The organism is Pseudomonas sp. URMO17WK12:I12, assembly GCF_000514395.1.
GTDB lineage: Bacteria > Pseudomonadota > Gammaproteobacteria > Pseudomonadales > Pseudomonadaceae > Aquipseudomonas > Aquipseudomonas mucoides.
Window position 1 is genome coordinate 149,108 of the sequence record NZ_AZVV01000015.1, and the last position, 23,063, is coordinate 172,170.

The 23,063-nt window shown below is 59.3% G+C and carries 29 protein-coding genes; 12 read left to right on the forward strand and 17 right to left on the reverse strand.

The annotated features are described in order from the left end of the window. Positions 1-9: 9 nt before the first annotated feature. From D882_RS0121510 to D882_RS0121545, 8 genes are all read right to left on the reverse strand, one after another. Complete coding sequence (locus D882_RS0121510; protein ID WP_027925138.1) at positions 10-1,011, reverse strand: glycosyl transferase family protein; 1,002 nt, start codon at positions 1,009-1,011, stop codon at positions 10-12. Beyond that, positions 1,008-1,343, reverse strand: coding sequence for a TusE/DsrC/DsvC family sulfur relay protein (locus D882_RS0121515; protein WP_027925139.1), 336 nt, complete (start codon positions 1,341-1,343; stop codon positions 1,008-1,010). The genes D882_RS0121510 and D882_RS0121515 overlap by 4 nt, the downstream gene beginning before the upstream one ends. Continuing rightward, positions 1,340-1,633: a sulfurtransferase complex subunit TusB gene (tusB, locus tag D882_RS0121520; protein ID WP_027925140.1), complete on the reverse strand. Its 294-nt coding sequence runs from the start codon at positions 1,631-1,633 to the stop codon at positions 1,340-1,342. The genes D882_RS0121515 and tusB overlap by 4 nt, the downstream gene beginning before the upstream one ends. Further along, complete coding sequence (gene tusC, locus D882_RS0121525) at positions 1,633-1,995, reverse strand: sulfurtransferase complex subunit TusC (protein ID WP_027925141.1); 363 nt, start codon at positions 1,993-1,995, stop codon at positions 1,633-1,635. Before tusC ends, tusB begins: the two co-directional genes overlap by 1 nt. Position 1,996: 1 nt before the next feature. Next, positions 1,997-2,389 (reverse strand): sulfurtransferase complex subunit TusD, encoded by a 393-nt coding sequence (gene tusD, locus D882_RS0121530; protein ID WP_027925142.1) that lies wholly within the window; start codon positions 2,387-2,389, stop codon positions 1,997-1,999. Positions 2,390-2,586: 197 nt separating this feature from the next. Continuing rightward, a complete protein-coding gene (locus tag D882_RS0121535) occupies positions 2,587-3,291 on the reverse strand; it encodes a YoaK family protein (protein WP_027925143.1) in 705 nt (234 codons plus the stop codon). Between the two features lie 25 nt (positions 3,292-3,316). Continuing rightward, positions 3,317-3,646, reverse strand: a complete 330-nt coding sequence (locus D882_RS0121540) for a DUF6388 family protein (protein WP_027925144.1) — start codon at positions 3,644-3,646, stop codon at positions 3,317-3,319. A gap of 20 nt (positions 3,647-3,666) precedes the next feature. Further along, positions 3,667-3,915 (reverse strand): hypothetical protein, encoded by a 249-nt coding sequence (locus D882_RS0121545; RefSeq protein ID WP_027925145.1) that lies wholly within the window; start codon positions 3,913-3,915, stop codon positions 3,667-3,669. 141 nt (positions 3,916-4,056) lie between these two features. Between D882_RS0121545 and D882_RS0121550 the strand changes: the two genes are divergently transcribed. Further along, positions 4,057-4,407: a hypothetical protein gene (locus D882_RS0121550; RefSeq protein ID WP_027925146.1), complete on the forward strand. Its 351-nt coding sequence runs from the start codon at positions 4,057-4,059 to the stop codon at positions 4,405-4,407. A gap of 44 nt (positions 4,408-4,451) precedes the next feature. On the opposite strand, the gene D882_RS0121555 is transcribed toward D882_RS0121550, so the two are convergent. Further along, positions 4,452-4,877 carry a GNAT family N-acetyltransferase gene (locus D882_RS0121555; RefSeq protein WP_027925147.1) on the reverse strand — a complete coding sequence of 142 codons (426 nt, stop codon included), beginning with the start codon at positions 4,875-4,877 and terminating at the stop codon, positions 4,452-4,454. 126 nt (positions 4,878-5,003) lie between these two features. On the opposite strand from D882_RS0121555, the gene D882_RS0121560 reads away from it, so the two are divergent. Next, entirely contained in the window at positions 5,004-5,441 is a 438-nt protein-coding gene (locus D882_RS0121560; protein WP_027925148.1) for a hemerythrin domain-containing protein, read from the forward strand. A gap of 143 nt (positions 5,442-5,584) precedes the next feature. After that, positions 5,585-6,172, forward strand: coding sequence for an NUDIX domain-containing protein (locus D882_RS0121565; RefSeq protein WP_027925149.1), 588 nt, complete (start codon positions 5,585-5,587; stop codon positions 6,170-6,172). A 175-nt stretch (positions 6,173-6,347) separates the two neighbouring features. On the opposite strand, the gene D882_RS0121570 is transcribed toward D882_RS0121565, so the two are convergent. Then, on the reverse strand, positions 6,348-6,863 hold the full coding sequence (locus D882_RS0121570) for a methylated-DNA--[protein]-cysteine S-methyltransferase (protein WP_027925150.1): 516 nt from the start codon (positions 6,861-6,863) through the stop codon (positions 6,348-6,350). A 149-nt stretch (positions 6,864-7,012) separates the two neighbouring features. Here D882_RS0121570 and ggt point away from each other — a divergent pair, with 149 nt between their 5' ends. Together ggt and D882_RS0121580 are read left to right on the forward strand one after the other, a co-directional pair. After that, complete coding sequence (ggt, locus tag D882_RS0121575) at positions 7,013-8,740, forward strand: gamma-glutamyltransferase (protein WP_027925151.1); 1,728 nt, start codon at positions 7,013-7,015, stop codon at positions 8,738-8,740. A 68-nt stretch (positions 8,741-8,808) separates the two neighbouring features. After that, positions 8,809-9,342 carry a cysteine hydrolase family protein gene (locus D882_RS0121580; RefSeq protein WP_027925152.1) on the forward strand — a complete coding sequence of 178 codons (534 nt, stop codon included), beginning with the start codon at positions 8,809-8,811 and terminating at the stop codon, positions 9,340-9,342. 39 nt (positions 9,343-9,381) lie between these two features. On the opposite strand, the gene D882_RS0121585 is transcribed toward D882_RS0121580, so the two are convergent. After that, positions 9,382-10,023 carry a TetR/AcrR family transcriptional regulator gene (locus D882_RS0121585; protein ID WP_027925153.1) on the reverse strand — a complete coding sequence of 214 codons (642 nt, stop codon included), beginning with the start codon at positions 10,021-10,023 and terminating at the stop codon, positions 9,382-9,384. A gap of 265 nt (positions 10,024-10,288) precedes the next feature. Between D882_RS0121585 and D882_RS0121590 the strand changes: the two genes are divergently transcribed. Beyond that, on the forward strand, positions 10,289-10,471 hold the full coding sequence (locus tag D882_RS0121590; RefSeq protein ID WP_027925154.1) for a hypothetical protein: 183 nt from the start codon (positions 10,289-10,291) through the stop codon (positions 10,469-10,471). A 42-nt stretch (positions 10,472-10,513) separates the two neighbouring features. Here D882_RS0121590 and D882_RS0121595 read toward each other — a convergent pair whose 3' ends face one another. Beyond that, positions 10,514-11,416 carry a LysR family transcriptional regulator gene (locus tag D882_RS0121595; protein WP_027925155.1) on the reverse strand — a complete coding sequence of 301 codons (903 nt, stop codon included), beginning with the start codon at positions 11,414-11,416 and terminating at the stop codon, positions 10,514-10,516. A 147-nt stretch (positions 11,417-11,563) separates the two neighbouring features. Here D882_RS0121595 and D882_RS0121600 point away from each other — a divergent pair, with 147 nt between their 5' ends. Together D882_RS0121600 and D882_RS0121605 are read left to right on the forward strand one after the other, a co-directional pair. Then, positions 11,564-13,063, forward strand: coding sequence for a cytosine permease (locus D882_RS0121600; RefSeq protein WP_027925156.1), 1,500 nt, complete (start codon positions 11,564-11,566; stop codon positions 13,061-13,063). Further along, positions 13,060-13,899, forward strand: coding sequence for a nitrilase family protein (locus D882_RS0121605; RefSeq protein WP_027925157.1), 840 nt, complete (start codon positions 13,060-13,062; stop codon positions 13,897-13,899). Before D882_RS0121600 ends, D882_RS0121605 begins: the two co-directional genes overlap by 4 nt. A 311-nt stretch (positions 13,900-14,210) precedes the next feature. Here D882_RS0121605 and D882_RS0121610 read toward each other — a convergent pair whose 3' ends face one another. Continuing rightward, complete coding sequence (locus tag D882_RS0121610; RefSeq protein ID WP_256218456.1) at positions 14,211-14,618, reverse strand: CerR family C-terminal domain-containing protein; 408 nt, start codon at positions 14,616-14,618, stop codon at positions 14,211-14,213. A 291-nt stretch (positions 14,619-14,909) separates the two neighbouring features. Between D882_RS0121610 and D882_RS0121615 the strand changes: the two genes are divergently transcribed. Beyond that, positions 14,910-15,740: a type 1 glutamine amidotransferase domain-containing protein gene (locus D882_RS0121615; protein WP_027925159.1), complete on the forward strand. Its 831-nt coding sequence runs from the start codon at positions 14,910-14,912 to the stop codon at positions 15,738-15,740. A 123-nt stretch (positions 15,741-15,863) separates the two neighbouring features. Here the strand turns inward: D882_RS0121615 and D882_RS0121620 are convergent, their stop codons facing one another. From D882_RS0121620 to D882_RS0121630, 3 genes are all read right to left on the reverse strand, one after another. Further along, a complete protein-coding gene (locus tag D882_RS0121620) occupies positions 15,864-16,895 on the reverse strand; it encodes an NAD(P)-dependent alcohol dehydrogenase (protein WP_027925160.1) in 1,032 nt (343 codons plus the stop codon). Positions 16,896-17,043: 148 nt separating this feature from the next. Continuing rightward, on the reverse strand, positions 17,044-17,466 hold the full coding sequence (locus tag D882_RS0121625; protein WP_081743994.1) for an organic hydroperoxide resistance protein: 423 nt from the start codon (positions 17,464-17,466) through the stop codon (positions 17,044-17,046). Positions 17,467-17,500: 34 nt separating this feature from the next. Continuing rightward, positions 17,501-18,451: an enoyl-CoA hydratase/isomerase family protein gene (locus tag D882_RS0121630; protein WP_027925162.1), complete on the reverse strand. Its 951-nt coding sequence runs from the start codon at positions 18,449-18,451 to the stop codon at positions 17,501-17,503. Positions 18,452-18,961: 510 nt separating this feature from the next. On the opposite strand from D882_RS0121630, the gene D882_RS0121635 reads away from it, so the two are divergent. From D882_RS0121635 to D882_RS0121645, 3 genes are all read left to right on the forward strand, one after another. Then, a complete protein-coding gene (locus tag D882_RS0121635) occupies positions 18,962-19,870 on the forward strand; it encodes a LysR family transcriptional regulator (RefSeq protein WP_027925163.1) in 909 nt (302 codons plus the stop codon). Positions 19,871-19,976: 106 nt separating this feature from the next. Beyond that, entirely contained in the window at positions 19,977-20,999 is a 1,023-nt protein-coding gene (locus tag D882_RS0121640) for an LLM class oxidoreductase (protein WP_027925164.1), read from the forward strand. 28 nt (positions 21,000-21,027) lie between these two features. Beyond that, a complete protein-coding gene (locus D882_RS0121645) occupies positions 21,028-22,122 on the forward strand; it encodes an alkene reductase (protein ID WP_027925165.1) in 1,095 nt (364 codons plus the stop codon). 147 nt (positions 22,123-22,269) lie between these two features. Here the strand turns inward: D882_RS0121645 and D882_RS0121650 are convergent, their stop codons facing one another. Next, positions 22,270-23,004, reverse strand: a complete 735-nt coding sequence (locus tag D882_RS0121650; protein WP_027925166.1) for a FadR/GntR family transcriptional regulator — start codon at positions 23,002-23,004, stop codon at positions 22,270-22,272. Positions 23,005-23,063 lie beyond the last annotated feature (59 nt).

Below are 23,063 nucleotides of genomic sequence, written 5' to 3' on the forward strand. Positions count from 1 at the left end.
TATGATCGGTTAAATCGATCTGTCTCGAGCATCCCAATACTGCTGGGCCGTTTCGAACGCCTGATCACGGGATTGACCGAGTCCGCGCAACGCCAGGGCCATGGTCGAAATCAGGGCCATTTGCGGGTAGCTGTCGACCACATCGCCGCGCCATACGGCCTTCATATGTTCAGGGTCGAGGGCGGCGGGTTTGACGTGACGCTGGGCCGACAGTTGCGGCCACTCTTCGTCCCAGCTTTCACCGCCGGTGGTGCCATACAAGTGACTGTCGGCGTCCGGGTTGATCTCGATCTCGCCGCCGTCGCCCTTCACCACAATCGCTGTGTCGCCCAACAAGCCGCTGGCATCGCGGTGCACCGCCTGATAGCCGGGGTGGAAAATACTTTGCAGGCCGCAACGGGCGCCCAACGGATTGAGGATGCGTGTCAGGGAATGGATCGGCGAGCGCAGGCCCAAGGTGTTGCGCAGGTCGATCATGCGCTGCAGTTGCGGCGCCCAATCCACCAGCGGCATGAACGCCAGGCCACCGTTATCCAGTGCCGCACCCACCTGTTGCCAGTTGCGGCACAGCGCAATGCCGAGTCCTTCCAGCAGTTGTTCGCTGTACAGACGCCCGGCCGTGTGCGCGCCGGCGCCGTGCATGAAAATACGCACGCCGTTCTGCGCCAGGCACTTGGCCGCGAGCAGGTACCACGGCAGATGACGTTTCTTGCCGGCATAGGTCGGCCAGTCGAGATCAACATTCAAGGCGGGCGCCTGCAAACGTTCGCGCAAGGCTTCGGTGAAACCGGCCATTTCCTCGGCGCTTTCTTCCTTGTGTCGCAGCAGCATCAGAAACGCGCCGAGCTGGGTGTCTTCGACCTTGTCGTCGAGCACCATGCCCATGGCTTCGCGGGCTTCTTCACGCGTCAGGTCGCGGGCGCCGCGTTTGCCTTTGCCGAGGATTCGCACGAACTGGGCGAACGGATGCTCGGCGGGTGTTTCGAGGGTCAACGCTGGGAAGTCGGTCATAAGCAATTCGTCGGTTTGGGCAGGCCCGCCAGCTTCGCGGCGAGTTTGGCAGGGGTGCCTTTGAACAGTCGGTTCAGGTGCAGGCTGTTGCCTTTTTCCGGGCCGAGCTTCAACGCGGTGTACTTGATCAACGGGCGGGTGGCCGGCGACAGCTGGAATTCGTCGTAGAAACGGCGCAGCAGTTCAAGGATCTCCCAATGCTCGGGGCTCAACTCGATGTCTTCGGCCGCAGCGAGGGCGCTGGCGACGTCAGCGGACCAGTCGCTCAGTTCGACCAGGAAACCGTCCTTGTCCAACTCGATGGCGCGAGCGCCGACTGTCAGGGAATTCATAGCCAACTGTTGACCTTGTCGTAGTGAATCGACAGATCGACGAAGGCCGGGTAATCGATGGCCTTGGCCCAGTCTGGCGTCTCAATGGACCGGGCTTGAACGTCTTCGGCCAGTACAAACAGTGTCAGGCCGCGAGTCTTCAGCGCGCTGAACGGGGCGGTACCGGGTTGCAGGGCATACACCGCGTCACCGCTCAGCAGCAGCGCATCGTTGGCGCCGATCACGCGCAGGCAACTGCTCAGGCGATCGTCGCCGAACGGGGAATGAGACAACACATGCAAAGTCGACATCAGAGGGTGATCACCTGGTCGTAACGGTCAATAAGGGCGGTGATGTCGTGGGCGGTCAGTGCCTGGGCTTCTTCCAGCGAGAAACTGGATGGGTCCAGCCCACGTTCTGCGGCACTGGCAGCGCAGACGAACAACTCCTCGACACCAAACATCGGCAAGGCTTGCAGGTTGGCGCTCAGGTCTTTTTGTTGCAGCGCCTTGGCGTCCTGTTTCGCGGCGAGCTGAAACACGCCGTCATCGAGAAACAGCAGGCCGATCGGCAGGTCGAAGGCGCCGCCAGCCAACACGATGTCCAGCGCTTCGCGCGCATTTGGCCCGGACCATGGCGCCTGACGGCTGATAATCAGCAAGGATTTAGGCATCTCACGCGCCTCCGAAACAGATCAAGCGGTCAGCGTCCTGCACCGCGTCGTGCAACTGGCCGAGGCCGGACAATTCCCACGGCGCGCCCACGGCAACCGCGTCGCGCTGATAACGCCCGGCTTCTTCCTCATTCAACACGCCACGGCGCAGGGCGGCGGCGATACACACCACGCCGTCCAGTTGATGCTCGTTGACAAACGCGCGCCATTGCTTGGGCAGGTCCAGCTCGTCTTGCGGGGTGACCACGCTGCCGGACGCGTTATAAACGCCGTCCTGATAGAAAAACAGCCGGACAATCTCATGCCCACCGGCCAGCGCAGCCTGGGCAAACAACAGGGCGCGGCGCGAGGAGGGCGCATGGGCGGCGGAAAACAGCGCGATGGCGAACTTCATGACGGACTCGATCAGCGAAACTGCGGCCATGATAAAGCTTTATCGCTGAGGGGGCTAAATCGATGTTGTCTGGGCGGGCCTCATCGCGAGCAAGCTCGCTCCCACAGGGGGTTGTGTAATGTTCGAGATTGCAGCTTCACCACGTAACCTGTGGGAGCGAGCTTGCTCGCGATGAGGCCCGCACGGTCATACAAAACTCAGCGCGGCATATACCCCAACTGCCACCGCCGCGGAACTTTCAACGACACCACCCCCAGCACCCCCGCCAGCAATCCGCTGGCGAACAAGGCCTGAAGCCCCAGATGCTGTTCCAGCACCGCCCCAAGAACAGCCCCGACGAACATCCCGGTCCAGGGGATCAATTGCACGCGCCAGCCATTGCGCCGTTCGCCGAGCATCCAGCGCCCCAATCCGCGTCCGAAACGCGACAGGGCGCCGGTGACATAGGTCAGGCCGACCGGCAGGCCGTTCACTTCCTCAACGGCGGCATTGAGCATGCCCATGGCGATGATCGCCGCCAGCAGCGCGGGCAATTGTTCGTCGTAGGGCCAGGTAGCGGCCGCGCAGAGCAGCACGGCGACGGTCAGCATCAAGGGCAGCGCCCGTCGTCTGCCGAGGCGGCTGACGACAATGCCCAAGGCGTTGCCGACGATGAACGTGGCCACGAGCAGTAGCAAACGCCCGGTCAGCCCCAGATCACCGTCGCTGATGGCCACGGCGAGCCGCGTGGTGTTGCCGCTCATGAACGAGACGAAATCGCCACTGGCCATAAAGCCGATGGCATCGGTCATGCCGGCGAGGACCGAGAGCATGGCCACCAGCGTCATGCCGATGCGCCCGCGCCACTTTTGCGTGTGCAGGTGGCCGGGGCTGGCGTGGGTTGAGGAGGCGGAAGGCAGCATCGGAGCGGGCATCCTTGTGCAGGGGTTACGGTTCTATCCCGTATAACTCGCAATAGTCCAGCCAATTCATGCCGGCCATCTCTGCGACTTCCTTGTGCACTTCCCGGCGATGGGCTTCGTAGTCCTGTGGTGTGGCGGCCGTCAACAGCAGCGTCAGCTCCCAGGCGAACAGTCCCTGACGCTCGGCCTCGGCTTCGAAGGCTTCGTGCAATCGCTCGTCGCGGTACTGCGCCGCGGTCTCACCCTTGGCCTGGGCCAGCAGCGGGTTGAGGTTGTCGAGTTCGTGGCGCAGTTGCGGGTGCTCATCGAGAAACTTCTTCAGCGCCTGCTCGTGTTGCTGTTCGGTTGCCGCCATGGTCTCTCCTTGATAACGGGTTACGAAGATTGTTTCTTGCTGGCCTTGGCCGCAGCGGCCAGGCATTCGAGGGCGAACTGCTCGGTGTAGGTCATCTTGATCGGCGTGGTCTCGCCTTTGACGGTGCGTTCGCCGTCGAGGATGTAACGGATGCGCTTGTCGGTGACGCCAATGCGCTTGGCAATCCAGGACGGTGTCTGGCCAATCTGGCTGATCAGCTTGTCGGCGTATTCAGGGGTTGGTTTGTAGAATTCGGCGTTGGGTGTCATGGGGGTTCCAGAAAAAGGCGGTGTTTATGGCGCGACAGGGTGCGCGAATCGTTACGCGGTGTCGCGGTATAAATGCAGTAAAGCAGAACGAAACGCCGCGCCACGGTGATACAGTCCGCTTTTTATTGATGAGCGAACGTAATGCGAATTCTGATGGTGGCGCTGGCCGTAACGTTGCTGGCGGGATGCGCGGGCTCGGTGATGGACGATGCTCGCACCAAGGCCCCGTACAAAACCCTGAACTCGAACAAGCCGGAAATGGTCGTGGCCCAGTGCGTGCAGTTTTCCTGGCAGGACGAGGCGGTGTTCGGCGTGGACGCCGGCGCGTATTTGCAGCCGGGTAAAAAGGGCGGTTCGACGGTTTACACGCGGTCGGCGGAATCCTTTATCGACGTGACCACCGATGCGTCCGGCACCGTGATCAGTTACTACGCGCAGCATGACGATTTTGTTGCCAAGCGCCGTTTGGCGGCGTTGGCGACTTGTCTCTGAATCAGAGCTGACGCAGTACCCCCTGTAGGAGGTTTGTGTTTTGATCAGTTGATCAGGCGTTTCTGGAAGAAGTGGCGTTTGTGGCCCGGCGGGTAGTCGGCAATCTGGCCTAGCTCGCTGTAACCGAGCCGTTTGTAAAACTCCGGCGCCTGAAAGTCGAAGGTGTCCAGCCAGATCCCCACGCATTCCTTTTCCTGCGCCAGGTCTTCGGCCATCTGCATCAGTTTCGAGCCCAAACCCTGTCCCCGAGCCTGTTCAGGCACCGACAGCAACTCGATAAACAACCACTGGTAAAAGAACCGGCCATACAACCCGCCGAGAATCTCTCCGTTGTCGTCGCGCACCAGCAACGCCAGCGGTTGCGGATTGCCGGGGCCAGCCTGCGCGGTGTTGTAGGCGCGCAGCGGTATGAGGATCGCCTCACGTTCTGCGTCCGTGGGGTTTTGCGACTGTTCGATTCGCAGGGTCATGAGCGACATCCTTTTGGCAATGATCCGCCAGCCTAGCGTGCTCGCGGTAATTGTGGAACCGTCGCCGTCGCGCGGAGGTCTAGCCTAAACAGCGTCACTTCAGAACGCGGCCAATGAGGACACCCCGTGAATATTTTCGAAGCCTTGCGTGAAAGCCACGAGCGCCAACGCGGTTATGCCGATGCGCTGATCAATACCAGTGGCGACACCCCTGAGCGGGTCGAGGCTTACAAACAACTCAAGTCCGAACTCCAGGCCCACGAAACCGCCGAGGAGCGGCATTTCTATATTCCGCTGATGGAGTTCGACAACGGCGTCGACCTGAGCCGCCACGCCATCGCCGAACACCACGAAATGGACGAAATGATGGAGGAACTGGACGCGACCGAGATGTCCAGCCCTGCCTGGCTGGCGACCGCGAAGAAGTTGGCCGAGAAGGTTCATCACCACCTGAAAGAGGAAGAGCAGAAGTTCTTCCAGATGGCCGGCAAACTGCTCGATGACAAACAGAAAGAAACCCTCGCCGGCCAGTATGAAAAAGAATACAAAGCGCAGCTGTCCTGAACCTGAGAAACACCCCAACCCTGTAGCAGCTGGCGAAGCCTGCGTCCGGCTGCTACAAGGTCCCGTATTAGGTGTCAGGGAGATGCAGGGCTTTTGCGTTTTCGCCTACCATGGGCGCTTCTCACGAAAAAGGATGCGGTGCCATGGCGAACACAGCCGAACGGGTCAACATTATCGAATCCCAGGTGTTGTCCCACGACTGGTACCTGCTGAAAAAAATTACCTTCGACTATCAGCGCAACAGCGGCGACTGGCAACGTCAGACCCGCGAGGTCTACGACCGGGGCAACGGCGCGGCGATTCTGTTGTTCAACCGCGAGAAGCGTACTGTCGTGCTGACGCGCCAGTTCCGCTTGCCGGTGTTCGTCAACGGCCATGACGGCTTGCTGATTGAAGTGGCCGCCGGGTTGCTCGAAGGTGCTGCGCCGGAAGAACGCATCCGCGCCGAAGCCGAGGAAGAAACCGGTTACCGCGTGCACCACGTACAAAAGATCTTCGAGTCGTACATGAGCCCCGGCTCGGTCACTGAAAAGCTGCACTTCTTTATTGCCGAGTACGACGCCACGTCGAAAGTCAGCGAGGGCGGTGGGCTGGAGGAAGAGACCGAAGAGCTGGAGGTGCTGGAGTGGGCCTTCGACGAGGCGCTTGAAGCGTTTTATCGCGGGGAAATCTGCGACGCCAAGACCATCATGCTGCTGCAATACGCGGCGATGAAGAACATTTTCACCTGAGCGACGCTTTCCCTGTAGCCGCTGACGAGCCTGCGAGGCTGCGTCTGATGCGGGCCGCAGCCGTGGATGTGGGAAGCGCGGTGCATCAGCTAGACCGAGTGCGCTCGGATTACGACGGCTTTGCCGCCGAACGCAGCCTCGCAGGCTCGGCAGCTGCTACAGGTGTTCCGGTCAGTCAGAACAGGTCGCCCGTTCTGCTGGCGCCTGACCACTCGCACCCTTCAAGCGTCAGCAACCGCTCTTTCGTCTCCAGCCCACCGGCAAATCCGGTGAGCTTGCCCGAGGCGCCGATCACCCGATGGCAGGGTGCAACAATCGAGATCGGGTTTTTGCCATTCGCCGCGCCCACCGCCCGAACCGCGCTCGGGTTGCCGATTTGCTCGGCGATCTGGCTGTAGCTGCGCGTCTCGCCGAACGGGATGGTCAGCAGGGCTTGCCACACCTTCTTCTGAAAATCCGTGCCGGCAAAATCCAGTTCCAGATCGAACGAGTTTCGGGTGCCGGCAAAGTATTCCTGCAACTGCTGAACGGCGCGCACCAGGATCGGGTTGTCCGGCGCTTCGTGCATCGGGCCCAGCCGCACCCGGTTCGGCTTGTCGTTTTCCCAGAGGATGGCCGCCAGTCTTGCCTCTTTCGCCACCAGCTTCAGTTCGCCGACCGGAGACGCCAGGGTGGTGAAGGTGTAAGTCATGCTGGCGGACTCCGCAGAAGGGCTGAACAGAGCCTCAGCATACTGCCTCGACGGGGAGGCGCAATGTGTAATCCGAGCCATACTGCCTTCTGCTCTTGAAACGTTTTCTCTGCTTTTTTCAGACCCTAAAAACAAAAAGAGACCGACTCATGAAGTACGAACCTTTTGCCAAATCGCTCATCGCGACCTCATTGGCGCTTAGCTGCCTGACTGCCCACGCCGCCTCTGTGGCCCCCGTCGCGGCCGAAAACGGCATGGTGGTCACGGCCCAGCATCTGGCCTCCCAGGTGGGCGTTGATGTGCTCAAGAACGGCGGCAATGCCGTGGATGCCGGCGTCGCGGTGGCGTATGCGCTGGCGGTGGTGTATCCCGCAGCGGGCAACCTCGGTGGCGGCGGTTTCATGACCATTCAGCTGGCGGACGGGCGCAAGACCTTCCTCGATTTCCGTGAAAAAGCCCCGCTGGCCGCCACCGCTAACATGTACCTCGACAAAGAAGGCAATGTCGTCCCCGACCTCAGTACCCGTGGCCACCTGGCTGTCGGTGTGCCGGGCACGGTGTCCGGTATGGAACTGGCCCTGAGCAAGTACGGCACCAAGCCGCGCAAGGAAGTGATCGCCCCGGCGATCAAACTGGCCGAAGACGGGTTTGCCCTGGAGCAGGGCGATGTCGATTTGCTTGACTACGCCACCGACGTGTTCAAGAAAGACATGAAGGACTCCGGCTCGATCTTCCTGAGCAACGGCGAGCCGATGCAAGTCGGGCAAAAACTGGTGCAGAAGGACCTGGCCAAAACCCTGCGGGAAATTTCCGAGAAGGGCGCCGACGGTTTCTATAAAGGCTGGGTCGCCGACGCCATCGTCACCTCCAGTCAGGCCAACAAAGGCATCATCACCCAGGCCGACCTCGACAAATATAAAACCCGCGAACTGGCGCCTATCGAGTGCGATTACCGTGGCTACCACGTGGTCTCGGCACCGCCACCAAGCTCCGGCGGGGTAGTGATTTGCGAGATCCTGAACATCCTCGACGGTTACCCGATGAAAGACCTGGGCTACCACTCGGCCCAAGGTATGCACTATCAGATCGAAGCGATGCGCCATGCGTATGTGGACCGCAACAGCTACCTCGGCGACCCGGATTTCGTGAAAAATCCAATCGCGCATTTGCTGGACAAAAACTACGCCACCAAACTGCGTGCCGCGATCCAGCCGCAGAAGGCCGGCGTGTCCCGCGAGATCAAACCCGGCGTAGCGCCGCATGAGGGCAGCAACACCACGCACTTCTCCATCGTCGACAAATGGGGCAACGCGGTGTCGATGACGTACACCCTCAACGACTGGTTCGGTGCCGGCGTCATGGCCAGCAAAACCGGGGTCATCCTCAACGACGAAATGGACGACTTCACCTCGAAAATCGGCGTGCCGAACATGTACGGCCTGGTGCAAGGGGAGGCCAACGCCATCGCCCCCGGCAAGGCGCCGCTGTCGTCCATGAGCCCGACCATCGTCACCAAGGACGGCAAGGTCGTGATGGTCGTCGGCACCCCCGGCGGCAGCCGCATCATCACCGCCACCTTGCTGACCATGCTCAACGTGATCGACTACGGCATGAACATCCAGGAAGCGGTGGACGCCCCGCGTTTCCACCAGCAATGGCTGCCGGAAGAGACCAACCTCGAGACCTTCACCACCAGCCCGGACACGGTGAAGATCCTCGAAAGCTGGGGGCATAAGTTTGCCGGGCCACAGGATGCCAACCACGTCGCGGCGATCCTCGTCGGCGCACCTTCGCTGGAAGGTAAACCGGTCGGCAAAAACCGCTTCTACGGCGCCAACGACCCACGTCGCAACACCGGGTTGTCACTCGGCTACTAGCGGTTGTGTTTGAAAGGGGACGGATCTATTTTCGTCCCCTGATCCATTGATTGTTCAAGGAATGAATCATGGCCACTGCACTGTTAATCATCGACGTCCAGAAGGCGCTGTGCTCTGGCGAGTACGAGTGCTTTGAGATCAATCGCGTTATCGAGAACATCAACCACTTGAGCATTCGGGCCCGGATCGCCGGGGTGCCGGTCGTGTTCATCCAGCACGAAGACGAGAGCGGGCCGCTCGTGCATGACGCGGCTGGCTGGCAACTGGCCGAAGGACTTGTGACTGACCCCGAGGATAAGTTCGTACGCAAGACAACCCCGGACTCCTTCTACCAGACTCACCTGGGAAAGCTGCTGCCGAGAGAGGAGTTCGAGCGCCTGATCATCTGCGGTTTGCAAACCGACTACTGCATCAACGCGACCGTGCGTCAGGCACTGAAACTGGGCTACGACGTGGAGCTGGCAGCGGACGCGCACTCCACCTTCGACAACGGTAACCTGACTGCCGAAGACATCATCGCCGAGTACAACAAGGACCTGGCGCACCTGACCGGTTCGGTGGCGCGCATCGACGTCAAGCCTGCGGCTGAAATCCGCATCTGAACCTACTGACAGCCCTGAGGCCCGGACGCTTCAGGCTGCTCACGTCGCAAACATCAACGCCCTCGGCGACTGCCCGACCTCAGGCACCACACCGCCCAACACCAGCCGGGTAATGGTCGCCGCCGCCCTCGCGTAATCCTCATCCTGCGGCGTTTGCTGCCCGGTGATGTGCGCTATCTGCCAACCCAGATTGGTGTAGCTCCGGGTCGCCGACCAGATGAACAGCATCAAATGTTCCGGGTCCACCGGCGCCAACAGGCCCCGATCAATCCAGCTGCGCAGACACTCCACATTGCGTTGCGCCTCGGCATACAGCAGGTCCCGGCACTCCTCGGGCAATTGCCGCGCCCCCAGCAGCAACTCACTACTGAACACCTTGGCAATGTGCGGATGCTCGCGGGCGATACGGATTCGCGCGGCAATGTAGGCCTGCAATCCCGCCACCGGGTCATCGCTTTCGCGCAGCGCGGCCGAGGCGTGCAGCAGCGGCTCGACAAACCCGAGCAGCACGCGCGAGTAGAGGTTTTCCTTGCTCTGAAAGTAGTAATACAGATTCGCCTTCGGCATCCCCGCACGCGCAGCGATGTCCCGGGTCTGGGTGGCATCGAAACCTTTGGCGGCGAACTCTTCGCTGGCGGCGGCCAGGATGAGGTGCTGATTATGCTGGCGAATGCGGCTCATGGAGAGGGTCTAGGCGATTTGAGCTACGCAATATACAAAAATATATAGCGTGGAGGCCAGCGATGACGTCGCCGTCGGCTGTTGATGACTGATGTGGAACTGCCGGATCAACGGAAACAAATTGTCATGAAATGAGAAAGCGCTGTCGCCAATTGAAAAATTAATGACGCTTCGGTGTATTAAATTCTTCTCACGAACGGCGCTACAAGCCCCGCCGTTCGGCGGCTTGACCGCACAGACCTTCAGTCGCAGAGAGAATAATAAAATGAGCGTAGAACAACTGATTGGCGATCTTCTCGCCGAGCTAACAGGCGTGAGCCCCGACGAACCCTTCAACCAGAACGAGCGCCTGCCGCAGTACAAAGCGCTGTTCCAGCTCGATCAGGATGTCTTCCATCCGGATTACGTGGCCAACAACCTGCGCTTCGGTGTGCTTGAAGAGCGGTGAGAGCCTGGCCTGAAAAGGGGCGGATCTATGTTCGTCCCTTGATTACCCGTCTGCAAAAATCCCGATCAACTCCGCCAGAAAGGCACTCACCACCTCCCGTTGCCGCGCCGAATGTCGCACCGCCGCATGGAAACCCACCTCATAACGCAGCAGCTCAGGGTTGAGCGGATGCAACTGCCCCAACTCTTCATGTTTGGCCGCGTAATGCTGGGGCAGAAAACCCAAGTGCTGGCCCGACAGAATCAGCAGCGCCGCACCGTCCATGCTGTCGGTGAGCACCGTCAAACGTTCGATGGACGTGGGCGCGGGCATTTCCGGCAAGGGGTGGCTGGGCCAGACCCAGTCGTAATCGCGTACGTCTTCGCGGCTCAGATCACCGACGTGATCGAACAGCGGATGCGCTGGCGCGCAGTAGGCGATCTGGGTTTCCTGGAACAGCGGGAAGTAATCGATGTTGGGCAAGCGATGCCAGAAATAACCGATGGCCAGATCGATATGGCCGTTGATGATTTTCTCTTCCAGCAGCGACGACGACAGCTCGGTGAAGTGGAAATACAGCCCCTCATGGCGCGAGCGCAAACGGGCAATCGCCAGGGCGATGTTCTTGTTGGCGGACGGATCGATTTGACCGAGCAAGCCAATGTTGATGATGCCCGACACCTTGCGATTGATGTGCTGCACCTCAACCCGAAAGCCCTCGGCCGCCGCCAATAACCGACGGGCCGCTTCGACAAACTGGCCACCCTTGGGCGTCACCGAAAATCCGCCGCGCCCACGCTCGCACAGACGAAACCCGACCCGCGCTTCCAGCGTCGCCAATTGCGCGCTGATGGTCGGTTGCGTGGTGTTGAGTGCCGTCTGCGCGGCCGAGATTCCACCGGCCTCGACGACGGTCAGAAAGACCCGGATCAAACGCAGATCCAGTTCCGATACAGTGCCCAGCATGTGTTGCCTCCGATGTTCACCACATAGACGCCGATCTATGTAAACAGTGCGCCTGCGATATTTTACCGCCCTGACCGACGCCCTACATTGCAATGAAACCGGCGCTTTGCCCATAAAAACAACAATCACCAGCATAGGAACATTCGTATGTCAGGGTCCCCACAAACTGCGCACGCCCTCGAAGCGAGCGGCGGGTTGGCCATCGAAGGCCACTCGATCGACTACATTCCGCAAAACGAACGTCACGCCAAACTCAGCAGCCAAGGACCTTTCTGGTTCCTGGGCAACTTCCACTTCTTCACCATCTCCATCGGTTTCGTCGGCCCAAGCCTCGGCTTGTCAGCGCTGTGGACCATGCTCGCCGGCGCGCTGGGCATCATGTTCGGCACCATCTTCATGGCCTTCCACGGCTCGCAAGGTCCGGAAATGGGCTTGCCGCAAATGATCCAGTCCCGCGCCCAGTTCGGTTATCGCGGCGTAATCCTGGCCCTGATGGCGACGATGTTTGTGTTCGTCGGCTTCAACGTGGTGAACATCTCGCTGATCATGAACGGCCTCGAACACGTGTTCGGCATCGACCCGACCATCGTCGCCGTGGCGGTGGTGCTGATCGGCGCGCTGCTGTCGATCTACGGCCACGACTTGATGCACAAAGCCTTCAAGTGGGCGTTGCTCGCCACCTTGCCGCTGTACGCACTGGTCACCATCGCCCTGATGTTCGGTGCCGGCCAGGAAGGCGTCACCCCGGCAACGGACCTCGGCTTTAGCTGGGTCGCGTTCGCCACACTGTTCGCCATCGGCGCCAGCTACAACATTTCCTATGCGCCCTATGTCTCCGACTATTCCCGTTACCTGCCGAAAAACACCAGCCGCCCCAAACTGATCGCCGCCGTGTTCATCGGCGCCTCGCTGTCCGGCAGCTGGATGATCGGCCTCGGCGCGTGGCTGGCGCAGCAGTTGAAAGCGGTGGATGCACTGGTCGCATTGAACCAGGTTGGCTCTTCGATGATTCCGGGGCTGGGCAACGTGCTGGTGATCGTCTCGGTCGCGGGCTTCCTGCCGATCATCGCGCTCAACACCTACAGCGCCATGCTGACGCTGCTGACCGGCGCTGACTCGATCAAGAAAATCACCCCGACACCCCGCGCCCGCATCCTGTCCATCACCGCGATCAGCGTGATCCTGCTGACCTGCGTGCTGTCGATCAAAGGCGACGGCATCGCGCTGCTGAACACCTTCCTCGTGTTGCTCCTGTACTTTCTCGTGCCCTGGACCGCCGTCAACCTGGTCGACTACTTCTTCGTTCGCAAAGGCCGCTATGCCATCCCGCACTTCTTCACCCCGAACGGCATCTACGGCGCCTGGCAATTCCGTGGCATCGTCTCCTACCTGATCGGCTTCGCCGCGATGGTGCCGTTCTTCTACATCTTCGATGCCGCCGCCAACAAAGAAGTCTTCGTCGGCCCGCTGGCGCGGATGCTCGAAGGCGTGGACATCGCCTGGCTGGTGGGATTGGTGGTGTCGGGCCTGACGTACTTCATCCTCAGCCGCTCGCTGGACCTCGCGTCCGAACGCCGGGTGATCGATGCCATTACCGAGAGCGACATCCTCGCCATGACTCAACCTGCGATGGAGGCGGTGCGTTGAACACTGCAAAAAACACCGTGGTCGCCTGCTGCCAAGTGGCGCCGAAGATTGGCGACCTGGCGTTCAACCGGACGCTGACCGAACGGGCGATTCGTTCGGCGGCGCATCAAGGGGCGCAGGTTGTGGTGCTGCCTGAGTTGGTGCAGAGCGGGTATGTGTTCAATGACCGCCGTGAAGCGTTGTCGTTGTCGGAAACGGTCGATGGACCGACCTTGAGCCTGTGGGCGGCACTCGCCCGCGAGTTGGACATTGTCGTGGTCGGCGGATTTTGCGAGCGACTGGACGGTGACGAACTGGCCAACAGCGCGGCGATGATTGATGCCCAAGGGTTACGCGCTGTGTATCGCAAGGCGCACCTGTGGGATGCGGAGAGTGAAGTTTTCACCGCAGGTGATGCTGCGCCGCCGGTGGTTGAAACGGTGCATGGGCGGATTGGGATGTTGATTTGCTACGACCTGGAGTTTCCGGAGTGGGTGCGGCTGCCGGCACTGGCGGGGGCGGATTTACTGTGTGCGCCGGTTAACTGGCCGGATGGGCCTCGGCCGCTGACGGAGCGTCCGGCGGAAGTGGTGCGGGTGCAGGCGAATGCTTCGATGAATCGGATGTTTATTGCGGCGTGCGATCGGCATGGGTTTGAGCGTGGGGTGGGTTGGGTGCAGGGGTCGGTGATTGTGGATGCGGATGGGTATCCGGTGGCGGGGCCGGCGGAGCAGGGTGGGGAGCGGATTTTGTTGGCGACGGTGAATCTGGGGGAGGCGCGGAATAAGCGGATTAGTGCGCGCAATGATTTGCATGGGGATCGGCGGGAGGGGTTGTATGGGGTGGTTGGGGGATAGGACGGTCGTCCGTCCTTTTTCGGTTACCAAATGCGGTGGTAGTGAAGGGGAGCCGCTACCTGTTTCGCAAGCCCGTTTCGTAGGCATATCCAGTTGCCCGCTTAGGGCGGCCAACCCAGGGCCAGAGTGCTTCTGGTCGATTGTTGATTGTAACGACGGATAGCTATCGGCCCTGAGCTGCCTTCGTGGAAGGCAGCTCAGGGGGATCCATTTACACCGCAACCAGCGAAGCAGTTACACACCCTCAGGCTCGCAAAACGGTGGTCGCCATCGGAAATGTGCGCTGGTTGGACGCATTGGGTTATGTCGAATTAACTCTCAGCGATAATGGCGTGCAGTACAGCGCGGGTGTGCTTAATAACCACACACTTTATTAATTCAAGCCGCTGCGCATCAACCTCGCCCCAGTTCAATGAAGTGAGTGCAGTACGGCGCATCATTTGAAAGACGGCCAGTTGGCCATTAAGTGCCATCGAACGGATCCGCGCTTCATCATCGTTGGGTGCGCAACTCATCAAACGCTCAACAATTGCGGTAGTCACGGAATAAACCGGCTTGTTGAGGCGATTATTGATGATGTCAAAACCAGCCACAGGCCCTTGGCCGCCTTGCCCGTGGGCAATGAACAGCTGCCATTCCGAGGCCTGTTCCGACTCGAACATGCAGTCCACGACACGCCCCTGTATGGCACAGAAAGCACACCGAGTGTCTTTAAACACGAGGCGCGGAAGGCAGCTAACGGCAGTGGATTCAACCCCGTCGATGCAACAGATTGGCTAAATCGTTCAGCGGGTGTTTCGTAGCTCAGTGTTTTTCGAGGACGGCCTGTGTCAGCTATTCCCCGGAGTTTGCACCGAGAAAATTCTAGCGGCTGACCAAGCACGTAGGCGACAGTAAGCCCCCAACAATTGATTACTCAATGTAATAAGTGAAATTCAATTCAGGGGCTCTATTGCCGTCTGCTCAAGTAATAAGATGGCTCCGTCAAACCATTCCTACTGGAGAAACGTGTGAAAAAAATCATTATTGCCGCCCTGCTAGCCGCTGCCGCTAACTATGCCAATGCCGGCACGGTATTGGTTGTACTGTCGGATCAGGATCAACTGGACCTGAAAGACGGGAAGGTCATGCAAACAGGTTTCTTCCTGAACGAATTAATGCAACCGGTGCAGACCTTCATCGCGGCGGGTCAAACCGTCGTATTTGCCACCCCTAGCGGCAAGGCGCCAACCGCGGACCAGAAGTCCAATGATGTGAGCTTCTGGGGCGGCGATGAAAAGTCCCGTCAGGAAAGTCTTGCGCTGCTGGACACGCTGAAGCTGACCTCGAAGAGCGGCTCGCCGACGATCAGCTTCGCGCAGGTTCAGAAAATCGGCTACGACAAGTTCGATGCTGTGTTCGTGCCTGGCGGCCATATCCCGATGCAGGATCTGCTGAAGGACAAACAACTGGGCCTGCTGCTGACCCACTTCCATGAAAAAGGCAAGATCACCGGCTTCACTTGCCATGGCACCATAGCCATGTTGTCGGCGATCCCGGACGCGCACGGTTTTGTCTCCGCGCTGGAATCGGGCAAACAGCCGGCAGCGCGAGCCAATTGGATTTACAAGGGCTACAAAGTCACCGCCTTCACCGACGCGGAAGAGGAGCAGGCCAAAGGCTTCCTCGGCGGCGGCCATATGAAACTGTTCCCGCAGGATGGCCTGACGGCAGCCGGCGCTAACTTCTCAGAAGCCAAGCCATGGAGCGAGAACGTGATCGAAGACCGCGAAGTTATTTCCGGCCAGAACCCACAATCGGCCAAGGCAGTCGCCGTGGCCATGCTGGCGAAACTCAAGTAATACTGGGCGGCCGTTCCGGGCAAACCAGGCCGTGGGTGCTGCGGGTCGATCTGGATCTGGAGCGGGGGAAGTAGAAGCACAGGTAGTGACGGCGCGTGGGGCTTTACCCTACGCGCCGATTTGTTACTTGCTGGCGTCCAGCACTACGCGATAGCGAGCTTTGCCGCTGCGTAGATGTTCGATGGCGTTGTTGACTTGGCTCATGGGAAACATTTCTACCTGCGGCAGGATCTGATGACGTGCACAGAATTCCAACATGGTCGCCGTGTTACCGGGCGAGCCAATTGGCGAGCCGGACAAGCTTTTTTGTTGTGGAATCAGGTTGAAGACGTGCACAGGGATAGCGCTGGGCGCGATGCCGACAAAGTGCAGGCGACCTTTGCCGCGCAGCGTTCCAAGCATGGCCGGCCAGTCGAGGTCTGCACTGGCGCTAATCAGCAGAAAATCCAGGGTGCCGGCAATGGCATTCAGCGCAGTACTGTCGGTCGAGGCAACTACGTTGTGTGCTCCCAATCGCTTGGCTTCGTCTTGCTTGGCCAGTGTCGATGTAAAAGCGGTGACTTCGCACCCCCAAGCGTTGAGGAAGCGTAGAGCAAGATGACCGAGCCCTCCGATGCCGACAACACCCACTCGATCAGTAGGTTTGACGTTGAACTGCAAGAGCGGATTGAACACCGTCGACCCTGCGCAGAACAACGGTCCGGCCATGGCCGGGTCGAGTTCTTTCGGTAGCGGCACTGCCCAAGCCCAGTGAGAGCGCAGGCGATCGGCGAAGCCACCGTTGCTGCCGATGATGGTAGGTTTGACTGTGCCGCACAGGTGATGCGAGCCGCCCATACACGATGAACAATGCATGCAACTGCCCTTGTACCAACCAATCCCCACTCGTTGCCCTAATTCGAGACTGCGTACTTGCGAGCCCATCCGTACGATACTGCCGACCGCCTCATGACCGGGGATAAAAGGGTATTGGCTCAAGCCCCATTCATTATCGATCATCGACTGGTCGGAGTGACACACTCCACAATATTCAACTGAGACTTCCACCTCGTCATCCCCCAATGGGCCGGGGTCGTAGCTATAGCTCTCTAGTGGAGCGCCTGGCGCTGTTGCGGCCCAGCCAGTGAAGGATGTTATTTCGGTACTGTTACTCATTGGAGACCTCCAAATCAGGAGACAGGGTTTTTGCTCCGATGCCCAGAGCGAATCCTGCTGCCGAAACGCAAAGCCATGACTTTTCGGGGCTTTGCATTTCCAGCCGTTTGCATAGTCAGCAGCTACATCGCCAAGGCGCAGTTTTGACTTAAACCAGCTTGACCTGTACCTCCACATCCCCCCGCGTCATTCGTGAATACGGGCAAATCTGATGCGCGGCATCAACCAGTTGCTGCTTCACATCTTGATCTAGTCCCGGCACGCTGACGTTAAGCCTCACGGCTAACTGAAAATCGGCGCCTCCGTTGGTTTTACCCAAATCCACCTCAGCCTCTACCGAGGTGTCTTCCGGTAATTTGACCTTCAGCTTGCCGGCAGCCACCTGTATTGCGCCAATGAAACAGGCTGAATAACCGAGGGCGAATAGTTGTTCAGGATTGGTGCCCGGCTTGCCTGAACCAGGGGAGCTGAAGTTGACTTCAAGCTCACCGTCGCTCGACCTCCCACTGCCTGTACGACCGCCACTGGTGTGGGTTTTTGCTGTGTACAGAACGTTTTCCAGAGTACTCATGATGGTGACTCCTTTAGAAAAATGAGAGGCAGGATCATTTTGATTCCTCACCCAAGGTGCCGGTGTAGTGAGCCAGGCGTTTCTCCACGTCGGCTTTCTTCTGCAATCCAAGCTCCATCAGTTGTTTGATGCGGGCCTGCGCTGCTGGGCGTTTGACCGAGCCGATGAAACCATCCCATTCGGCAGCGATGGCGTCGTTCGGCGGCAGGCTGGCAGCATCGACCAGTCGTTTGATATCAGCAATCGACTGCTTGTCGAACCGCGCGATGCGCCGGGCCATGGTGTCGACGAACTTGTCGAGTTCTGCATCGGGCAGCGCGCGGTTGACGTAGCCGTAACGCTCGGCGAGCTCGCCATTGATATCGTTGCCGGTCAGCAGCACTTCCAGTGCCCTCCCGCGCCCCATCAGCCTTGGCAGTCGAGCCATGGGGCCACCTCCCGGCACGAGTGCGGCGCCAATCTCCCATTGCGACAGAATGGCCTTCTCGCGACTGGCGAAGCGCATGTCACTGGCCAGTGCCAGCTCACTGCCGACGCCCGTGGCGCGACCGCGAATCGACACAATCGAGACCACCGGAGCCTTGCTCAATCGCACCAGCATGTCCGGCAGGGGCGGCAGACCGGTCGGGCCGTTAGGAAGGCTGGTGGTGTCAGTCAGCGGGGGGACGAAGTCATAGTGGGTGAGGAAGAAATCCGGAACATCACTGTCGAACACCACGACGACCAGCTTCGGATCGGACTCGATGGCAGTGACCACCTCGTTCAGCTGCGGCATGGTTTCGGGACCATAGATGTTGTAAGGCGGGTTGTGGAACGTGACCCGCCAATACTCGGGTGTGACCCGTGTGAGTTTTATTTCCTGTTTGACCGCGCTGGTGGGCGATGCTTTATCGGTGGTTGAGGGGGAAGTCTCACCAGCGAGGGCCGCGCCTGTCGTCGCCATACTGGCGAAAATCAGTGCGGCCGATAGCAACTGAAGTCTCATAGGAGTGTCTCCAGAGAAATGCCTAAGGGCATGTGAATTCCCGATTGAGCCGTCGCTATGGCATTCAATTGATGAGCGCGGGAAAAGTCACGCTCGTTGCTCCGTTCCTTCGCGGGTCAACACATGTGCATGGGGTTCGTGCGCATGACCGTTAGGTGATCTGGCACGGTCGGCAGTACCGGTAGAAGAGGGCAAGTCTCGATAGATCCATAAACACCGGATCTTAGTGGGCGAAGCATGTCGCCTTGTGCCAGGAGGGCCGAACATAAAAGCGTAGCAGCGTGAGATTGACTCGCAAGTCACTTGATCAGATGAGACCCCCGACAGCAAAAAACCGCCGTTCACCGGGCCAGCCAGCAGGTGATAAAACTTGATTCGACACTGCTTTTGACTCTGTGACACTACCTCTTGGGTAGGGTAATAATCTGTGATTTCGGGTTAATAGAAAAACCAGTCTTTGGGACTTCATGGCCCACTACAACGTCCGTATTCACTGGAGTAAAGCTACCAATGGAAGCCAATCGATTCGGTGACATCGCGGCGTTTGTCAGCGCAGTGAAGGCTGGAAGCTTTACCTGCGCCGCAGCTTCACTCGGTCTGACCCGATCTGCTGTAGGTAAAAGCATTGTTCGTCTTGAAGGCCGGATGGGAGCACGGCTGCTCAATCGCACGACGCGCAAACTGAGCCTGACTGACGAGGGGCAGGTTGCCTATGAACGCTGGAAGCAGATTCTCGATGATCTTGATGAGGTGGATGCAACCATGGCCTTGCGTCGTGGGCGGCCGACCGGCACTTTTAAACTCACAGCCCCCCTGTCCTTCGGCCAGCGTCATATCCTGCCGATTCTGGATGCTTATCTGAAACAGTGGCCTGAACTTCGCGCGGACGTCTGGTTTACCGATCGCTTTGTCGACCTCGTCGAAGAGGGGGTCGACATAGCCATCCGTATTGGCACGCCAAAAGATGATTCACAACTATTAACCCGCACCGTGGGGTGGCAGCAGTTCGCAACGTGTGCCTCGCCGTCTTATCTGGCCCGTTACGGTGTACCGCAAACGCCTGCTGATCTCGTCGGGTATGACACCATCGCTTTCATCAGTGGCCAGGCTAGTGTCTGGCGTTACCAGACACCCACCGGACTTTATTTACATGAACAACCAGGGCGGCTGAACATTGACAGTTCTGAAGCCATGCGCGAAGCGGCGCTGACCGGCATTGGCCTGATTCATTTGCCGACCTATATCACCGGTAACGACTTGCGCGACGGAACATTGGTGGAAGTGCTCAAACCTTACCGTGCATCGCCCGACCCCATCCGGATTGTCTACCCGAGCAAGCGTCAGTTGTCCCCGCGTGTTCGCGCCTTTATTGATCTGCTGATCGAGCGTTGGGAGTCAGGAGTACCTTGGGAGATCTGAGATTATTGGGGACTCACTGGACCGTGTGATGGTCTATAGCTGCTGTTTATCCGAACCCGGGATTCAATAACCATGTCAGTCATCGTCACTCACCGAGACTGTCATCATGTCTATCGCTGCCCAACACTCGCCACACGTGCAACCTGCCGCCTTACCGACTGCCCATCCGGCGCTTGAGCGTCATCCTGGGTTTCAACGCCTGTTCCAGCCACAGGCGCTGACGGTGGGTCTGATTTTGCCCCTCGAGACCCACGCCGGCCGAGCGGCACCGACCATGCGTGGCCATCTGGAAATGGCTCAACGCGCCGAGGCGCTTGGTTTTGGCGCGCTGTGGATGCGTGATATTCCTTTCTATGATCCGGAGTACAACGATGTGGCGCACATCTTTGAGCCTCTGGTTTACATCGGCTTCCTGGCCGCAGCCACACGCAGCATCGTCCTGGGAACCACCGGTATCGTGTTGCCTACCCATGAGCCCATGTATTTGGCCAAGCAGGCAACGTCCCTGGATCAGTTAAGCGAAGGGCGCCTGGTGCTGGGGCTGTCTTCGGGCGATCGATACAGCGACTACCCGATGCTGGGTATCGATTTTGAAACCCGTGGTGACCGCTACCGTGATGCCTTTTCGGTGTTTCGCACACTGATTGAGCAGGACTTCCCGCGCTTTCGCTCCGAGCGATTCGGCGGCTCATCTGGCAATCTCGACCTGGTGCCGAAAGCGCCGTATGGACGCGTCCCTTCAATCGCTGTCGGCCAGGCGCAGCAGAGCATCGACTGGTTGGCTGAACACCTTGATGGCTACCTGGCTGGCGTGCAAAGCCCCGAGCGGTTGGCGTTGTTGGGCGAGACCTGGCACGCCAAAGTGCGTGAAATCGAAGGGCGAAACGCTTTCAAACCGTTAGGGCTCGGTGGCTACTTCGACCTCAGCGACAATCCGGACCAGCCATTCCAGCGCATCCAGGGAGGCTTCCGGGCCGGGCGCAACGGCCTGCGTAACTATCTGGAGCAAGCGCAAGCAGCCGGTGTTTCGCATATCGCGCTCAACCCCAAGGTCGGTCGCCAGCCCTATGGTGAGATTCTTGACGAACTGGGCGAGCACATCTTGCCGCATTTTCCGTCGCATGTTTGAGGCCCAGCCACTGTCGGAGGATAAGCACATGTCATCTCTTTTCGAGTCTTACGATCTGGCGGGTCAGCAATTGTCCAATCGCATCGTCATGGCGCCGATGACCCGCGCCCGCGTCAAGGACACCGTGCCGTCTGCGGATATGGCGATCTACTATGCCCAGCGCGCGGGAGCAGGTCTGATCATCACCGAAAGCACTCAGGTGTCTGACCAGGGGCGTGGCTACCTTTACACGCCGGGGATTCACACCCCGGCGCAGATTGAAGGCTGGAAACGCGTGACGAATGCGGTGCATCAGGCCGGGGGGCGCATTTTCATTCAACTCTGGCATGTGGGGCGGGTCTCGCACTCGTCCTTGCTGGAGGGCCGGGCACCGGTCGCACCTGTGGCCGTGCCTGCCGCGCAAACGTTGGTACATGCTTACGATAGTGATGGCCAGCCGGCGCAAGTGCCCGTCAGCGCGCCCGTTGCTTTGGATGCCAAGGGTATTCGGCAGGTCATCTCAGACTTTTGCCTGGCCGCGAAGAATGCCATGGCAGCCGGTTTTGACGGTGTCGAAATTCATGCTGGCAACGGCTATCTGTTTGAGCAATTCATTAATGGCGGCTTCAACACCCGTGAAGACGGTTACGGTGGCGCATCGATTGCCAATCGCCTGCGTTTTTTGCTTGAGACGGTCGACGCGGTGAGCGCCGAGATCGGCCGTTCGAAGGTGGCTGTGCGTGTTTCGCCTTTTGCGCGACTGGCTGATCTGCACGCATTCGATGAAGAAGAGGCGACATGGCTTGCACTGGCCGGAGCGCTGTCCCAACGCGAGATTGCTTATCTACACGCCAGCCACTTGGGCACGCCAGACTTTCAAAAAGCCATCCGGGCGGCTTACTGCGGCACCTTGATCCTGTCGGGCGGGTTCACCCTTGAAACAGCACAGCAGGCCATCGATGAGGGCGTGGCAGACCTGGCGGTTTTTGGCCGACCGTTCATAGCCAACCCCGATCTGGTCGATCGCTTGCGGCATGGCTGGCCGCTGGCCGAAGCGGGGCGTGAAGCGTTTTATGGCGGTGGCGCTCAAGGCTACATTGATTATCCTGCTTACTCGGTGCAAGACGCGCAGAGGGCACAGTAGCAATACTGCTGTACTCCCCGGGAGGGTGGGAAAGTACATGAGGGACGAGACCGGAGTAGCCGTACCTCGCATCCCATCGTGTCGAAGGCCACATCCTGTGTCTTTCTTGTAGGACAAGAAAACAACTGCCATTGGGCAGTCGGTGCGCTAGAAGAATTTAATGTCGTAGCCGAATCGTGATGCTGCGCTAACGATATGCTGCCCCATAATCTGGCGCGCCGCCGTTGCATTGCGGTCGATGAACGCCTGTACGAGCTCTTCATGCTCCCCGCGTGCGGCATGCGGAATATTGCTGAACACAGGGCCTCGCCGTGCAAAGTTCATGGTGATCAGTGCCCGCATTGGCTCAAGCACCGTGCGAATCATCGTCTCGAGATAGTCGTTGCCTGACGCTGCGGCCACGGCCCGATGAAAGTCGAGGTCAGCGTTGACAGTGTCCAGCGTCGGTTCTCCTTCGTATTGCATCCGCAGCACCGCCGCCTGAATCGTCTTCAACTTGCGGGGCGTCATAGTCGACGCCGTAAGCGCGGCGGCCTGGCTTTCCAGTACGGCCCGCACCTCGAACATGTTGCGGATCGTGTCGTCACCGTCCAGAAAAGGCGCACTCTCATGCGCTACTAAAGGCTCCGGCGATTGGGGTGCGGCCGAGACGAATACGCCTACACCCTGGCGTGACTGGATCAGCCCTTGCGCTCGTAGGGTCGCGATTCCTTCCCGTACCACGTTTCTGCTGACGCCGAAGTTTTGCGAGAGAAACTGTTCGGTCGGCAAGCGGTCCCCCGGTCGTAGCCTGCCGGAGGCAATCTCATCGCTCAACGAGCGGGCAATGTGCTCGGCAAGATGAGGTCGCCGCTCCACGGGTTGTACGTTCATTTCGCTCATGCTCGTTCATCCTTCTCACTTGTCTTCTTAATCTACATCAGAAGACTTGTTCCAGTAAG

What these genes read in the sequence shown, in the direction of transcription:
- D882_RS0121515 (WP_027925139.1), bottom strand. Translation starts at nt 1,343, where the DNA reads ATGAATTCCCTGACAGTCGGCGCTCGCGCCATCGAGTTGGACAAGGAC.
- D882_RS0121625 (WP_081743994.1), bottom strand. Translation starts at nt 17,466, where the DNA reads ATGAGTACTCTGGAAAACGTTCTGTACACAGCAAAAACCCACACCAGT.
- D882_RS0121585 (WP_027925153.1), bottom strand. Translation starts at nt 10,023, where the DNA reads ATGAGCCGCATTCGCCAGCATAATCAGCACCTCATCCTGGCCGCCGCC.
- D882_RS0121565 (WP_027925149.1), top strand. Translation starts at nt 5,585, where the DNA reads ATGGCGAACACAGCCGAACGGGTCAACATTATCGAATCCCAGGTGTTG.
- D882_RS0121545 (WP_027925145.1), bottom strand. Translation starts at nt 3,915, where the DNA reads ATGACACCCAACGCCGAATTCTACAAACCAACCCCTGAATACGCCGAC.
- D882_RS0121570 (WP_027925150.1), bottom strand. Translation starts at nt 6,863, where the DNA reads ATGACTTACACCTTCACCACCCTGGCGTCTCCGGTCGGCGAACTGAAG.
- D882_RS0121600 (WP_027925156.1), top strand. Translation starts at nt 11,564, where the DNA reads ATGTCAGGGTCCCCACAAACTGCGCACGCCCTCGAAGCGAGCGGCGGG.
- tusD (WP_027925142.1), bottom strand. Translation starts at nt 2,389, where the DNA reads ATGAAGTTCGCCATCGCGCTGTTTTCCGCCGCCCATGCGCCCTCCTCG.
- D882_RS0121580 (WP_027925152.1), top strand. Translation starts at nt 8,809, where the DNA reads ATGGCCACTGCACTGTTAATCATCGACGTCCAGAAGGCGCTGTGCTCT.
- D882_RS0121535 (WP_027925143.1), bottom strand. Translation starts at nt 3,291, where the DNA reads ATGCTGCCTTCCGCCTCCTCAACCCACGCCAGCCCCGGCCACCTGCAC.
- D882_RS0121595 (WP_027925155.1), bottom strand. Translation starts at nt 11,416, where the DNA reads ATGCTGGGCACTGTATCGGAACTGGATCTGCGTTTGATCCGGGTCTTT.
- tusC (WP_027925141.1), bottom strand. Translation starts at nt 1,995, where the DNA reads ATGCCTAAATCCTTGCTGATTATCAGCCGTCAGGCGCCATGGTCCGGG.
- D882_RS0121540 (WP_027925144.1), bottom strand. Translation starts at nt 3,646, where the DNA reads ATGGCGGCAACCGAACAGCAACACGAGCAGGCGCTGAAGAAGTTTCTC.
- D882_RS0121590 (WP_027925154.1), top strand. Translation starts at nt 10,289, where the DNA reads ATGAGCGTAGAACAACTGATTGGCGATCTTCTCGCCGAGCTAACAGGC.
- tusB (WP_027925140.1), bottom strand. Translation starts at nt 1,633, where the DNA reads ATGTCGACTTTGCATGTGTTGTCTCATTCCCCGTTCGGCGACGATCGC.
- D882_RS0121635 (WP_027925163.1), top strand. Translation starts at nt 18,962, where the DNA reads ATGGAAGCCAATCGATTCGGTGACATCGCGGCGTTTGTCAGCGCAGTG.
- D882_RS0121640 (WP_027925164.1), top strand. Translation starts at nt 19,977, where the DNA reads ATGTCTATCGCTGCCCAACACTCGCCACACGTGCAACCTGCCGCCTTA.
- D882_RS0121630 (WP_027925162.1), bottom strand. Translation starts at nt 18,451, where the DNA reads ATGAGACTTCAGTTGCTATCGGCCGCACTGATTTTCGCCAGTATGGCG.
- D882_RS0121650 (WP_027925166.1), bottom strand. Translation starts at nt 23,004, where the DNA reads ATGAGCGAAATGAACGTACAACCCGTGGAGCGGCGACCTCATCTTGCC.
- D882_RS0121555 (WP_027925147.1), bottom strand. Translation starts at nt 4,877, where the DNA reads ATGACCCTGCGAATCGAACAGTCGCAAAACCCCACGGACGCAGAACGT.
- D882_RS0121550 (WP_027925146.1), top strand. Translation starts at nt 4,057, where the DNA reads ATGCGAATTCTGATGGTGGCGCTGGCCGTAACGTTGCTGGCGGGATGC.
- D882_RS0121620 (WP_027925160.1), bottom strand. Translation starts at nt 16,895, where the DNA reads ATGAGTAACAGTACCGAAATAACATCCTTCACTGGCTGGGCCGCAACA.
- ggt (WP_027925151.1), top strand. Translation starts at nt 7,013, where the DNA reads ATGAAGTACGAACCTTTTGCCAAATCGCTCATCGCGACCTCATTGGCG.
- D882_RS0121510 (WP_027925138.1), bottom strand. Translation starts at nt 1,011, where the DNA reads ATGACCGACTTCCCAGCGTTGACCCTCGAAACACCCGCCGAGCATCCG.
- D882_RS0121645 (WP_027925165.1), top strand. Translation starts at nt 21,028, where the DNA reads ATGTCATCTCTTTTCGAGTCTTACGATCTGGCGGGTCAGCAATTGTCC.